The organism is Endozoicomonas sp. 8E (assembly GCF_032883915.1).
In the GTDB taxonomy this organism is placed as follows: domain Bacteria; phylum Pseudomonadota; class Gammaproteobacteria; order Pseudomonadales; family Endozoicomonadaceae; genus Endozoicomonas_A.
This window is the reverse complement of sequence record NZ_CP120717.1, coordinates 457,853-472,465: the sequence shown is the minus strand read 5'-3', so window position 1 is coordinate 472,465 and position 14,613 is coordinate 457,853. Positions and strand designations below refer to the sequence as shown.

10 protein-coding genes are annotated in these 14,613 nt (G+C 48.4%); 3 read left to right on the top strand and 7 right to left on the bottom strand.

The annotated features are described in order from the left end of the window. Positions 1-19: 19 nt before the first annotated feature. The 4 genes from P6910_RS01820 to hslO all read right to left on the bottom strand — a co-directional run bounded on the left by P6910_RS01820 (position 20) and on the right by hslO (position 7,466). Positions 20-2,356, bottom strand: coding sequence for a Tex family protein (locus P6910_RS01820; protein ID WP_317144584.1), 2,337 nt, complete (start codon positions 2,354-2,356; stop codon positions 20-22). Between the two features lie 312 nt (positions 2,357-2,668). Beyond that, positions 2,669-4,213, bottom strand: a complete 1,545-nt coding sequence (locus P6910_RS01815) for a hypothetical protein (RefSeq protein ID WP_317144583.1) — start codon at positions 4,211-4,213, stop codon at positions 2,669-2,671. A 485-nt stretch (positions 4,214-4,698) separates the two neighbouring features. Next, positions 4,699-6,327 carry a phosphoenolpyruvate carboxykinase (ATP) gene (gene pckA, locus P6910_RS01810; RefSeq protein ID WP_317144582.1) on the bottom strand — a complete coding sequence of 543 codons (1,629 nt, stop codon included), beginning with the start codon at positions 6,325-6,327 and terminating at the stop codon, positions 4,699-4,701. Between the two features lie 218 nt (positions 6,328-6,545). Continuing rightward, complete coding sequence (gene hslO / locus P6910_RS01805; RefSeq protein WP_317144581.1) at positions 6,546-7,466, bottom strand: Hsp33 family molecular chaperone HslO; 921 nt, start codon at positions 7,464-7,466, stop codon at positions 6,546-6,548. Between the two features lie 436 nt (positions 7,467-7,902). Here hslO and P6910_RS01800 point away from each other — a divergent pair, with 436 nt between their 5' ends. Beyond that, positions 7,903-9,495: a hypothetical protein gene (locus P6910_RS01800; RefSeq protein WP_317144580.1), complete on the top strand. Its 1,593-nt coding sequence runs from the start codon at positions 7,903-7,905 to the stop codon at positions 9,493-9,495. Positions 9,496-9,518: 23 nt separating this feature from the next. After that, positions 9,519-11,231 carry a hypothetical protein gene (locus P6910_RS01795; protein WP_317144579.1) on the top strand — a complete coding sequence of 571 codons (1,713 nt, stop codon included), beginning with the start codon at positions 9,519-9,521 and terminating at the stop codon, positions 11,229-11,231. A gap of 7 nt (positions 11,232-11,238) precedes the next feature. On the opposite strand, the gene P6910_RS01790 is transcribed toward P6910_RS01795, so the two are convergent. The 3 genes from P6910_RS01790 to P6910_RS01780 all read right to left on the bottom strand — a co-directional run bounded on the left by P6910_RS01790 (position 11,239) and on the right by P6910_RS01780 (position 13,452). Beyond that, complete coding sequence (locus tag P6910_RS01790) at positions 11,239-11,490, bottom strand: PTS fructose transporter subunit IIB (RefSeq protein ID WP_410493870.1); 252 nt, start codon at positions 11,488-11,490, stop codon at positions 11,239-11,241. Continuing rightward, complete coding sequence (locus P6910_RS01785; protein ID WP_317144577.1) at positions 11,444-11,992, bottom strand: hypothetical protein; 549 nt, start codon at positions 11,990-11,992, stop codon at positions 11,444-11,446. Before P6910_RS01785 ends, P6910_RS01790 begins: the two co-directional genes overlap by 47 nt. A 131-nt stretch (positions 11,993-12,123) precedes the next feature. Beyond that, positions 12,124-13,452, bottom strand: a complete 1,329-nt coding sequence (locus P6910_RS01780) for a TolC family outer membrane protein (protein WP_317144576.1) — start codon at positions 13,450-13,452, stop codon at positions 12,124-12,126. A gap of 505 nt (positions 13,453-13,957) precedes the next feature. On the opposite strand from P6910_RS01780, the gene P6910_RS01775 reads away from it, so the two are divergent. Continuing rightward, positions 13,958-14,317: a PleD family two-component system response regulator gene (locus tag P6910_RS01775; protein ID WP_317146496.1), complete on the top strand. Its 360-nt coding sequence runs from the start codon at positions 13,958-13,960 to the stop codon at positions 14,315-14,317. Positions 14,318-14,613 lie beyond the last annotated feature (296 nt).

Below are 14,613 nucleotides of genomic sequence, written 5' to 3'. Positions count from 1 at the left end.
AGACTGCTCCCTGACCTGTTTACTTTCTAAGTTTTTTAGCATTGGCAAACAGGTCAGCAAAAGACCCGGCGGACTGCTCTTTTTTACCCTGATGGTTGTTTCTTTTACCACCACGATTCTGAGGTTTTGTGCCACCGGAGCGCTCACCACGAGGCTGCTGCCTTGCCTGAGCCACTTCTTCCGCCTTGTCATTCATGCGCATAGAGAGTCCAATTCGCTTGCGCTGGACGTCTACCTCCATGACTTTCACCTTGACGATATCACCGGCCTTAACCACTTCAGCGGGATCTTTTACAAAGTTATTGGACAACGCAGAAATATGAACCAGACCGTCCTGATGAACACCGACATCAACAAAGGCACCAAAGTTGGTTACATTGGTGACAACGCCTTCCAGCTCCATGTTTAGTTTCAGGTCACTGATTTTTTCAACACCTTCCTGGAATTCTGGCGCTTTGAATTCTGGACGGGGGTCACGTCCAGGCTTATCCAGTTCAGAAATAATGTCGGTCACGGTGGGCAAACCAAAGCTTTCATCCGTAAATGTTTTGGGATCCAGAGACCTCAGGAACAGGGAGTCACCAATCAGGCCATGCACTGCACGCTCGGACTGACGGGCGATCTTCTCCACAACCGGATAAGACTCAGGGTGAACCGCAGAAGCATCCAGTGGGTTTTCACCCTTCATGACGCGCAGGAAACCGGCTGCCTGTTCAAAGGCTTTGGGACCAAAACGACCTACTTTCTTGAGCGCCTCACGATCGGAAAACACACCGTTCTGGTCACGGAAAGCAACGATGTTATCTGCCAGTGTTCTGTTCAAACCGGACACACGGGTCAGCAAAGCACTGGAAGCTGTGTTTACATCAACGCCGACAGCGTTCACACAGTCTTCAACGACTGCTTCCAGAGAGCGTGACAGCTGAGTCTGACTGACATCGTGCTGATACTGGCCCACACCAATCGCTTTAGGTTCAATCTTGACCAGCTCAGCCAGTGGGTCTTGCAGACGTCGGGCAATGGATACTGCACCACGTATAGAAACATCCAGGTCAGGAAATTCACGGGCTGCCAGTTCAGAAGCAGAATAAACCGACGCCCCGGCTTCACTGACGACAATTTTAGTCAGACCCAGTTTTGGGTAAGCTCTCATCAGCTCAGCAACGAGACGATCCGTTTCACGGGATGCCGTACCGTTGCCAATACTGACCAGCTCAACACCATGTGTCAGACAGAGCGTTGCCAGAGTACCCAGAGCTTCTTTCCACTGACGCTGAGGAGCGTGAGGGAAGATGGTGGTGTGTTCTACCAGTTTGCCCGTAGCGTCCACGACAGCCACTTTGACACCCGTTCGCAGACCCGGATCAAGACCCAGAGTTGGGCGCAGGCCTGCAGGGGCTGCCAGAAGCAGATCTTTCAGGTTTTTGGCAAACACCTTGATCGCTTCTTCCTCTGCACTTTCACGGACACGGGTCATCAAGTCGGTTTCAAGCTGAGTCAGGAGCTTTACTCTCCAGGTCCAGCGTACGACATCCTTAAGCCACTTGTCAGCCGCTCTGCCCTGATCTGAAATATCCCAGTGATCAGCAATGATTTTTTCGCAGGGATGTGTTTCCAGGCGCGACTCAGGTTCATTCTCGAGACGAATGTTAGACTGGAGCACACCTTCATTACGGCCACGAAAAATAGCCAGGGCGCGATGAGAAGGAACCTGTTTGATCGGCTCATCATGCTCAAAGTAATCCCGGAATTTCGCCCCCTCTTCTTCCTTACCCTCAACACAGCGGCTGGAAAGAATGCCCTGAATCCATAGCATATCCCTGAGCTTACCGAGCAGCTCGGCGTCTTCACTGAACCTTTCCATCAGAATGTAGCGAGCACCTTCCAGTGCCGCCTTGCTGTCAGCAACGCCTTTATCGGCATCAACGAAATCAGCTGCGACTGCTTCCGGATCGGTATCCGGCTCGTTGAACAGTCGATCAGCCAGTGGTTCCAGACCGACTTCAATGGCGATCTGACCTTTAGTACGGCGCTTCGGCTTGTAAGGAAGATAAAGATCTTCAAGGCGGGTTTTAGTGTCCGCAGCACGAATATCCTTTTCCAGTCCAGGCGTCAGTTTCTCCTGATCCCGAATACTGTTCAGAACCGTTTCACGACGCTCCTCCAGCTCACGAAGATACCTTAGACGCTCTTCCAGCGTACGCAGTTGGGTATCATCAAGAGCACCAGTAGCCTCTTTACGGTAACGGGCAATAAAAGGGACTGTAGCGCCATCATCCAGCAGCGCAACAGCACTGGTGACCTGCGCCGGACGAACGTTCAGCTCTTCAGCAATACGCTGAAAGATGATCTCCATAGAACCCACTCAATGTTAGCTTTGAATTTATCGAAAAGGCGAATTATAACGGATGGCAGCGAGTTGTCTTCCTTTCTGTGGATCTTCCCTGCTGTGGAAAAGCTCCTCGCAAAAAACTGCCGGACAACTGCTCACCAAGGCATCTATTGAACGACAGTTTTTTACATCAGTCCAGTGGCAGGCTTGCAGCGGAGGGGGCCTTGCCTTCATTGGTATCAATACACTTGCTGAAGTTAGTGATAAAACGACCAGCGTTATCTTAATCCTTCTTCGTCTATTTGTGAAAGAGGCAGCCCTGACTTCTGTGCAAAACTATTCTTTGAATCGCACTGGAACAACGACTTTACGCCCTGACTTGGTTGAAACAGAGTTTTCATCAGTGTCTTTGGAACGCTTGCGCTTTACCTCTCCTTTATCTTTATCTTCATCCTCTGATTTGCGCCTTTTGGCAGCATGGCTGGATAATGAAGTTTTTTGTCGGCGCATCAAGCCGACAGCATTACTTCTGTCTATCCTGAGTTCCCGGAGTTTATCCCTCCAATTAAAATCGATATTGCATCTGTCAATTTCCATGTCGAGCCACATTACCATCAGGGCCAATTCATCGTGCTTCATATTGCTGGTCTCACGGAATAAATCATCTAAAACAGACAGGATAGTGTTCTCGAACACTTTAAATTCAGCAAGGGATTTATTCTCTATGTATTCTTCTAATTCACTAAAGTGAAAAAGAAGGTTCCATAATACCTGCGAACGGAAATCTTTTTTGTTCAACTTATTGGCATACAATTGTTTAGATGTTACCCCGTTGTGAATCATGTAACTCTTTCCCCATGGTCTTAAACGATTTTCGTAAAACAGAGGTGTATCCTCAATTTCAAAGTTAAAATAAGACAAATCTTTTTCCTTGAGCAGCCAACTTTCAACATCCAAATGATTGTTGTTTATTATGAGCCCATGCTTGATCCAGAGCTTGGCGAGTTTTGCTATTCTGCTGCCTTCCGTTACCTCCAACATTGCTCTCAATACCAGCTCTAATGCCGGGTCGAATTTTTCCAACGCTTCGGAGAAGTCCTCGTTGACTTCATCAGAGCCTGCGATAGACCTTAGTGCATCATCAACTTCATGCATTATCATCCAGATGATCAAAGGACAACTTTCAGGCATATGATCTGTAGTAACTTCTTCCCATGTAATTCCTAGAGAAGCTGCTTCAACTTTGAGTGCCTGTAGCCTCAACTCTTCCTCGAGAGTGTTAGCTGAATTTTTGGCCGCTTTTTTGTTACGTCGCTTACTTACATGTTTTTTCTTACCAACAGGAGCTTCGTCTACAATAGATTCACTTTCCGTCATTGGCTGTTGAGTGTCTGAATCTGCTGCTACCTGCTGAGTGTCTGAATCCGCTGCTGACTGCTGAGTGCCTGCATCTGCTGCTGACTGCTGAGTGTCTGAATGACCAGTATTTTCAACCTCATTATTATTACCGGGTGGAGTCTCTGATGAATCTTTTGATGTGCCAGCCCCATCAGACACTGACCTGACTTTCCAGGAATAATCCTTAAAGCGGCCGGATAAGAAAAAAGTATCTACCCAACGCATGAACTTTTCATAGCTTATGGAAGGCTCATAGCCAGATAAATCCACCGGTAGTACACTCTTGCCCTGTATTCCATGAAAATTAAGCATCATGCTCAAAACATTGGGTGGGAGTGGCCTCAGCTCATTAATCAACGGGGGCGCATAAGGCTGGGAAAATATGTGATAAGTCTCATCACAGTGGCCTGCTGCCGATATTAAAAAAACAAGAAGCAATACAAGAAAATGGATGACGTTAGACAAAGTTCTTTTTTTTAACATAAAACAAAACTCTATCAGTTAATGACCATATTAAACTTTCACAAGCTCAGTAAAACACGCTAAGCAATGCAAACATTACTTGTAGCCTGACTTGTGTAAACAACATGCAATAGAGATCGAGAAACTACATCCAGAGCATGTATTCATACTACTGATGTTAAAACTTCGCTTCTCACAGATTGCTCTAAAAGCAGATCAACAGAATGGCACTAAATCATCAAATTGCCAGTAAATGAATGGAATTATTACAAGATCGGGGCGAATATTGTTTTTTGATTATGGCCTTATCGCCAGACTCATTAGCTTGAGAAAGGTTAATTATCTTATCAGTGTCTTTCACCAGTAGTCAGCCAATTGATGGTTCCGGAAGGCAAAATAACGGATAGCACCGGGCTGTTTTCCTTTGTGTGGAAAAAATGCGAGCATAAAAAAACTGCCGGACAATAGCATTTACAACACCTATTGAACGACAGTTTTTATTTACATCAGTCCAGTGAGGGGCCAGCGGCAATCAGAGCCTTACCCTCTTCGGTATCAGTAAACTTGTTGAAGTTGGTGATAAAGCGATCAGCCAGATCACGGGCCTTATTATCCCAATCCTCCTTGTTCTCATAGGTATCCTGAGGATTCAGGATGCCATCTTCCACACCTTCAACCCGGGTTGGAACTTGCAGACCAAAGTAAGGAACTGTCACTGTTTCTGCTTCATCAATGCTGCCATCAATGATGGCATCAATGATGGCACGGGTGGCCTTGATGGAGATACGTTTGCCAGTGCCATTCCAGCCGGTATTAACCAGATAGGCCTTTGCACCATTGGCTTCCATCTTTTTAACCAGCTCTTGAGCGTATCGGGTCGGATGCAGGGTCAGAAAAGCTGCCCCAAAGCACGCAGAAAAGGTTGGCGTTGGCTCAGTAATGCCACGCTCAGTACCGGCCAGCTTGGCTGTAAAACCAGACAGGAAATGATACTTGGTCTGCTCTGGTGTCAGTCTGGATACCGGAGGCAGAATACCGAACGCATCAGCCGTCAGGAAGATCACTTTGCTCGCATGACCCGCTTTTGAGACAGGTTTAACAATGTTTTCAATGTGCTCAATCGGATAGGAGACACGAGTGTTTTCCGTCTTGGAGCCATCGGCAAAATCAATCCTGCCGTCTTCAAGGACCGTCACATTCTCCAGCAGCGCATCACGACGAATAGCGTTGAAGATGTCCGGCTCGTTTTCCTTACTCAGATTGATGGTCTTGGCGTAGCAACCGCCTTCAAAATTGAAGACCCCATCGTCATCCCAGCCATGCTCATCATCACCTACCAATGCCCGCTTTGGATCAGCAGACAGGGTGGTTTTACCGGTACCGGACAGGCCGAAGAATATTGCAACATCGCCGTCTTTACCAACATTCGCTGAGCAGTGCATGGAAGCCATACCTTTCAGAGGCAGCAGGTAGTTCATAATGGAGAACATACCTTTTTTCATCTCGCCACCGTACCAGGTACCACCGATAATCTGTACCCGCTCAGTCAGGTTAAAGGCTACGAAGTTCTCAGAGTTCAGGCCCTGCTCCTGCCAGTTTGGATTGGTGCATTTGGCACCATTCATGACCACGAAGTCAGGTTCGAAACCTTCCAACTCCCCTTGAGAAGGACGAATAAACATGTTCTTAACGAAGTGTGCCTGCCAGGCTACTTCAGTGATAAAACGAACACTCAGGCGGGTTTCTTCGTTGGCACCACAGAAACCATCGATCACGAACAGACGCTTGCCGGATAACTGCTGGGTAACAAGGCCTTTCAGATCAGTCCAGACGCTCTGGGTGATCGCCTTGTTGTCATTTTTACCCTGGTCAGACCACCACAGAGTATCGCGGGTCGTATCATCTTTTACTATGTACTTATCTTTTGGGGAACGGCCGGTAAATATGCCCGTATCCACAGAGACAGCCCCCAATTCGGTTACCACGCCTTTCTCATAACCTTCCAGCTCAGGACGTGTCTCCTCTTCAAATAGAAGCTCGTAGGACGGGTTGTAAACAATGTCTGCAACGTCTCTGATGCCAAGTCTGGCCAGAGCCTCTTTGTTCAGCTCAACATTTGCGCTAACTTCTGCCATTAAGAGCTCTCCCAAGCTTCAAAAAAGTTGTTATGTTTGCATTTGTGATTCTATGATAATCGATGAAGCGGCACCTATGATAGGGGATATATTGGTTCAGATAAACGCTTAAATGGCCTATTTCTCTGTTAAAGATTGATTGTCTGAGTTCAAGGGAGTGAGGATTTGGCCGGAAGTTCTCCGGCCGAAGTGAGGATTCGCAAAAGCTGCGAGGCCATTCAGTGCGTCTTGGGCTCATTACCCCGAAAGATCTCAGCCACATCCTGTACCGTAAAAGTATAAGTCTGACTACAGAACTGGCAACCCATCTCGATCTTTCCGAGATCCGCTACCATGGACTCAGCTTCTTCCCGGCCCAGACTGGCCAGTATTTTTGCACTGCGAGGACGTGAACAGTTGCAACTGAAGGTCACCGCTTCGCGATCGAAAACCCGCACTTCTTCTTCATGGAACAGCCTGAGCAACAGAGACTCGTGCTCCAGCTCAAGCATTTCTGCTTCAGTTGCCGTATCCGCCAGCATGACCATACGACTCCAGGATTCCTGACGCTCACCTTCTTCCTGCTCAATACTGGCTGGCAAAGCCTGCAACAGAATACCTGCTCCCTGATCACCATTACTGGCCAACCAGAAACGGGTTGGCAGCTGTTCGGATTGTTTGAAATAAGCATTCAGACCTTCTGCGAGGGTTTCATGATGCAGAGGCACAATACCCTGATAACGATTGCCTTTGTGAGGGTCAATGGTCATTACCAGCTGGCCATTCCCCAGAAGACCTGACAGGCCTTTAGCGGTCAGCTTGTCGGTATTCTCTTCGTCCCAGCGCGCCAGAGCACGAAAGGTTTTCTGATCGGTACACTCAACCATCAACAACGACAGAGGACCATCACCCTTGGCCTGCAGGCTCAGAATACCTTCAAACTTGAGGGTGGAACTCAGCAGGACGGCAGCCGCCGCCAGCTCTCCCAACAATGCCTTAACAGTTACCGGGTAGTCGTGAGCTGACAGAGACTCTGTCAGACTGCTGCTGAGGGAGACAATCTCTCCACGAAGGTCGGCATTCTCAAATATAAAGCGCTGAGCACAGTCTTTTTGGCTCACGGCTTCTTTCTGGTTCAAGTCTGTATCTTGTTTACTCATCAACGGCTCTATCGGTTGCTTTCGCTCCTGGCTAGTCAGCCCCGGTGTCCGATCGGGAATAGCTGACCGCCTTTCCAGCCTGTGCTGCCAGTCTCTGATATAGAAGACTGCGGGCATTGCCGGGGTCATTTAACCCGACATTATAGCGATTTCATCTCCCTATCTCATTTGTTGCTTCTACCGACCGATAACAAAGCAATAAGTTAAACACTCGTGAGTACAGAAAAGCATTTAAGGTCAACTAATTCGGGAATAAGCTATGCCAACTGGTAGCGGAAATATACCTCCTTCGCAGCGTCCGGGATCTATCCCGTTTGTGCCCGAGTCTCAAACTCCGTCCTCGTCAGGCACAGGGGAGATCACACCGCACACAAAACCCAATGCAATCCCCGGTGGTCACCGCGAAGCACCTGATACCCCGATCAGCAGACGCAAAATGCTAGCGACATCTGCCACGCCCCGGCTCAGCCTGTTAAACGCTCTGGAGAATGAATACCATGAACAGTTCAATCAGGTTCTTTGCTTTCACGCCCAGCATGATTTCCTGAACTACATCCCTGACCTGAAAGAATGCCTTCGTGATCCATCACAGTTTCAGGATAACCTGCCTTTTGAAATTGTTTATGTAAAAAAAGATGGCAAAATGACCTCCGTTTTACCACCAGACCCTGAGCTGCCAACCGACTCGGAAAAAGCCATCAAACTCAGGGAGTCACTGCAGAAAAAACTCACAGTGATTGACCAAAAGAATGGTCCCGAAGAGAAACTTGCACTCAGAAAACAGATAGAAAACACTGAAGAAAAACTGATTCATATCAGTAGAGACATCGAAGAGAACGGTGGCACCGTACCTACTCCTCCGATCCCAAAAATCACACTGGTCATTGATGAAAATCAGTTCACCGCCCGGGCTCCGGCAAGACCACTTAACCTTGGCGAAGCCGCCGACAAACAATCGGCTGAAGGCCAGTTTCTTTTAATTCCAAAAGATGCTTCCAGATACGTGCCCCCTCCCACTCCCAGGCCGTTTATGCCCTTTGACATCCCTGATGAAGACACCAGCATCAGGCCAACTGGACCTCTCGAACCGCATAGCATTTTTGTGAGGCCCATAGAACGTCAGCTACCCATGAACCCGGGAGGTGAATTTTCTGATATCTACCTGACGAGGGAGACTGAGTCTGATCAAGGGCAAACAGGGAATATCGCGTCTGTGAATGCAGGCCCTATCGACTTACTATTTGGAGAAGAAGCCAACGAAATTAATGCCCGGTTTGGAGAATTTTTCACCTCTGCCCAGCAAGAAGCCATAAGAAAGGCTCAGCAGGATTTTTTGGCAAAACCGGAGGTTGAAGAGGAAGAAGGACACTCAGAAATTGATGAGGCCGAAGGACACTCAGAAATTGATGAGGCCGAAGGACACCCAGAAATTGATGAGGCCGAAGGACACCCAGAAATTGAAGAGGACGAAGGACACTCAGAAATTGATGAGGCCGAAGGACACCCAGAAATTGAAGAGGACGAAGGACACTCAGAAGTTGAAGAGGCCGAAGGACTCTCGGAAATTGTCTTTTCTAGCAAGGAGTTCACTGATGGTACGCCTCTGGCAGCCATGTATGGTTTCGTCACCGACGAAACCGAAAATCAGGGGACTGTCCTTGTCAACGTTTTCAAGGATGAGCACTGTCCGGTCGGTATCAGGAAGAACCGCGCCATGATTTATGTGGTGCCTCCGAACGGTTCCAGTGACCATTTTGATAACAAAGATCATTTTCTCCAAAGTGTCCGGCTAACCGCTAAAAACCTTGTTACTACACAGAACAAATACAACCACTGGGCAGCCCGGGAAGGTCACCCCACCCTACCTGTTCTTCGCACCGGCGTATTTGTTGACGATCTTTATCGTCACCCTGAAGCCAGTGAGGAGGAAGTAGCAGATGCCATTCGAGAGGGTATTAATGATTACTTTGAAAACATCAGTCCTGATCACAATACGATCAGGGAAGTCCAATACGAATATGGCCTCTGACCGGTTTTCAACGGAAGCATACTATGAGCATACCTCCTTCCCATCCCCATAAGCCTGGCGTTCATGGCTCACAGCCACCCAACGAGCCGGGCAGTCAGCCAGGCGATGAAACCAGGCCTGTGCTTCCCAGGGGAGAGAATCATCTGCCGCAAACGTCTCTGGGACAGCGAAAAACAGCAAAAACCGCACCTGTTCCCAACACCAGGCCCGGGCCTGCCACTCCTTCTCCGACAACCCCGGAAGAAGCCGAAAAGCATTTCATTCAGCAAAGCTTCAAGGTAGAAGCTCTTGAAACCCGCGCAACGCTGGCCAGGTCTGCAGCCAGCTTGAGCCAGCAGATTGCTTCAGGTATCCCTGACAGTAAAGAGACACCTCTTCTGGTCATTCATGTTGGCAGTAATGGCAAGATGACCAATATTATCCCTGCCGACGAGAACATGGGAGATCCTCAGGCTGCAAGAGTAATCAGGGAGTCACTGGCAAAGACGTTTACGGAAGTCAGCCGGTATTACACCTCAGAAAAAAAAGCCGCTCTGCAAAAGGACCTCGCCAAAGCAAAAAGGGAACTGGAAAGCAGCGAGCAAACTTTGCTGGACATGGGGCTTCCCTTACCTCAACCAAATTTGAAAGGAAGAGGTATTCGCATTGAACCAACTTTACTGGAGAAATCACCAGAGTTTTCCAGACCTGATAGCCACAGACCTGGCATTCATGCAGTACCACAACATCTTTCGGAGACAGATGACAATAGTGAGAAACTTCTGTTTGACCCGTTGACCTCTAAACTGAAGTTTCCCTCTTCGAAAGAAGACCCGCAGCCGGATCTGGCGACTCCAACCAGTGACCCAGTGATCGCAACGCTCAAGTACTATCAGGCAGAACTTTATCAAGGTAGCACTGAAACCAGAGATTTTGACTTAAAAGGAGATAAGGCTGTTGTGTTGAGGCAAAGCAATCCGCTCATGGAAGAAGCTTCTGTCGGGACTCCGGCTTTATTATCAGGACAAAACTACAGCCGCCAGGATTCAGCACATTCAGCAAGAAAAGCGATGTTGTTCCCCATACTCATGAATTTGATGCGAAAGTATGAGCATCCTGCAGCCCAGGAGTTTCCCACAGAAGCCATCTATGCCTATCAGGTGGGACTCGCTGCTACCTCGCCAAACACCGCTAAGCTCCTTGAAGGCAACGGCAGTGATACAGAGAGAAAACGTTGTCAGAAGCTGCTGACTGATTTTGATGATGTGCACCCGGAAGTAGCGAAAGTAGTTGCCATGGACGTCACTGGCAGCCATCAGCCCCGTCTTCATATCGGTGTCGAACAGTCCGAAACAGCGCTCTCCAACAGTCTTCCAGCCTCAATAGTCCGGGATATTGAGAGGCTTGAAATGAGCCGGTTTAATAAACAGATAGCGGTAGAGGATCTTGAGATTTATCAGATGCTCAAACAGTTGATATTCGAAGAAAATCGGCTGGATGAGGCAAATAATATCTCAATCGACCTGGCTGAACTCTGTCAGTACTGGTTACAAGGCCTCAAAGACCAGAAGGAAGTCACCGACTTTCAGATCTATCGAGAGGGAGAACCCCTGGAATTTATTGGTAGAGTCATCCCACCCGCCGTCCCCACTGCTGCTGGTGCGTACTCGCGACAGAGGGAGTGGATGCTCAATTATGAGCATCTGAAGAACTTCTATGATTGGGACAGTCAGGACGACCTTGAGGACGAGTACTGACCGCGCTTTACCCCTGACCCAATTGTGCCATCACCGCTTCCGGGTTCCTGATCGCTTCTGATACAGGCACCTTGATGATCCTGAGATCCCTGAAACGATCCTCACCATCCACCGTAATATCCACTGCCAGAAGTGCAACGTCTGCCTCTTCTACATCCTGAGGCGTGATTTCGTTCTCAATGCCCATAGCCCCCTGGGTTTCTACCTTGATGTCATGTCCCTGATTGAGTGCAGCTTCGGTGAGTTTTTCGGCAGCCATGTAGGTATGAGCAATACCGGTTGGGCAGGCCGTTACAGCAAGTATTTTCATTGAATGATCCTCTGGAACCACTTTTACCAGTTGAGCAGACCTGTTTATTCTCCCCAGTAAGGCTAGTAGAAGATTTCAGGAGTGGGAAAGTATTAATACCCATCGAACTTTCTAACTCCCTGCAGAGGGTGTCGCAAAACCTCTGGTTCCCATGCTTACAACTCGTTCCCAAGCTCTGAGGCTGTCGCAAAACTCCAACAGCTCGTTCCCATGCTCTGAGGTCGTCATTCCCGCGAAGGCGGGAATCCAGGGCCAACAGTTGGTCTCTGCCTTCTCGGGGATGACAAGGCCAGGGGGGCACCGGGCAGTATGGTTTTGGCGGAGAGTCAGTGTGGATTCCCACCTTCGCGGGAATGACGAGAATGAAGTCGGGAATGACGAGAATGAAGTCGGGAATGACGAGAATGAAGTCGGGAATGACGGGAGTCAACTCGTTCCCACGCTGGAGCATGGGAACCAGAGTTTTGCGAAACGCTCTTTAGAGGGAATTAGAAAGTTCGAAAGGTATAATCACGACTTAAAGAGGTCAGATCAAATCAGCACCAGAGCAATGGATTGCTGCGGTGCAACAAACTGAAAGGATTACTCCTGCTCTTGCCAGTCTGCAGGGAGGATAATCTCCAGATTGTCGAGAAGCTCACCGGTAGCGGCAACAATCCGGAATCGTGCAAAAACTTCCTGATAGACTGCGCTGGTCAGACTGCGGCTGGACTGGAAAAGCTCATTTTCGCTGTCCAATAGATCCAAAAGAGTTCGTTTACCGATATTGAACTGCTCCTGGTAAGCCTTAACGGTTTTTTTGCTGGATGCTTCATGGAGACGAAGGTGTTCCATCTGCTCACCAATAAACTCATGAGCAGACCAGGCCAGCCTCAAGGTTTCTTCGACATTCCTCAGCATCCTGTCCCGTTGGGCCCTGCTCTCTTGTGTCCTGTAGGCGCTTTCTTTGGAGCGGGCCCTGTCAGAACCGCCACGAAAAAGGTTATAACTGAGTTTCAGTACAGCCGTTGTATCTTCATAGCTGCCCAGCTGACCATCTGCATTGTGTTTCCAGCTCTTATCAATATTGATATCCAGTGATGGATAAAAGCTACTGTCAGTGGCAGATTCCTCTGACTCGGAGGCCTTGATGTCCTTCTCCGCCGCCAGGATGCCCGGATGCCTCTTGACACTGGCCTGAAGAGCCTCATCAAAACTTTCATAAACAGCCAGCTCATAGGTGTCTGGTTGTTTCAGATCTCCTGGCATGGCGCCCACCAGACTGTAATACTCGCTCTCGGCATCCATGAGATTATTGCGGGCGTTGATCACATTCACTGTCGCTCTGGCCACCCGTCCTTCGACCTGGTTCAGGTCTGAACTTCTGGCAACGCCCTGACGGCTGCGCTGGGCGATCTGCTTGAGAATGGAATTGTGGAGTTCCAGATTCTCTTCGGCCAGCTGCACCATATCCCTTCTTTCCAGAACCTTCAGGTAGACATCGGTGATCTCCAGAGTCAGATCCTGTAGAGTATTCCTCAGACGCAGGTATTCGGCAGCAGCACTATGGCGAGCCTGGTCAACACTGCTGCTGGTATTAAATCCGGAAAACAGATTCTGGCTGATGGAGAAAGAAGCTTCCTTGCGGGTAAAATTGACGCCACTGTTACCGTTGTTCTGATCATCAGGGTAATCCTTTTTCTGACCACCAATTCCTGTTGTGACATCGACGGAAGGCCACCAGTCTCCCCAAGCCACATCAATATTTTCACTGGCAGCCCGGTACCGACTCAAGCCGGCCTGAGTCTGAGGGTGGCTGGTCAGAGCCTTATTGATCACCTCACTCAGGGTCTCTGCCATTGAGACACTGCTGAATAAAACACTACCAGCCAGAAACACGCCCGACAGGCATAAACGGGGAAGGCGAAGCATGTGCGCTCGCCTTAAAGGCGATATCGGACTGAATTTCATAACCCCCCCATCTGCCAAATAGTTCAATTCGATGATGTCCCAATACATCGGCTCGTAAGGAGTTGGCTTTAGTCCCCCCTCCCCCGCTTGTCAGTCTATTAACCCTCTCAACGTCTGGCTATTTACCGGCAAATTGTGTTAAAAGATGTGAAAGTCTGACTGGAATAAAACCCTTTCAGAATGGACACAAAAAGTTCAAAAATTTTGAGTCATCAATGCTCTTCTTCTCAATCAGTATTGAGAAGGGTACAAACAAACTGCCATGAGCGGAAAAGACTGACATCCGGGATGTAAAATCAGATCAGCATTTTCATGGCAAATAAAAATAAAAAGCATCTGAAGCCAAAGGATCAGGTTTCAGGTGATCAGAGTGTATATGGACAAAAGCATGAACAGCTATGAGTCAAGCACTGCATCACCGGTGAGTCATCAAAAGGGGCTTATAAGTCTTGATCAACTGAAAGTCATGGTGATCGACGACAGTAAAACCATTCGCAGAACAGCAGAAACCCTGCTGAAAAAAGAAGGCTGTGAAGTGGTAACAGCCACTGATGGTTTTGATGCTCTGGCAAAAATTGCTGAAAACCAGCCCAACATTATTTTCGTTGATATCATGATGCCGCGCCTGGATGGCTACCAAACCTGCACACTGATCAAGAACAATCACTCATACCGGGAAACCCCTGTCATCATGCTATCAAGCAAGGATGGACTGTTTGACCGGGCGAAAGGCCGTGTGGCTGGGTCCGATCATTACCTGACCAAACCTTTCAGCAAAGATGAACTACTGGGTACTATCAGACATTTTTGTCCAGTCAACGATTGATAAAAACAGCCCTGAGCCTTAATGCAGCTCCATGCAGAAAATCAAGTAAGACAACAAAGTTCTGGTGAGCTGCATTTTCGTAGTAAAAAATATTAAAAAAATCTGTTATAAACGTGTACTGTGCCTTCTAACCATTGGTTCTGGCAGGAACCTGATTATTTCGAAACAGAAACAGTCTGCAGCCAGCACAGGAAAATACCCACATTCCAACGAAGAACATTCGGTATTTCCACGGTAAAAAAGAACGGCTAATAACAATGAAAAAAGCTTGGCCCTGAGGATTTGGGCAAAAACGG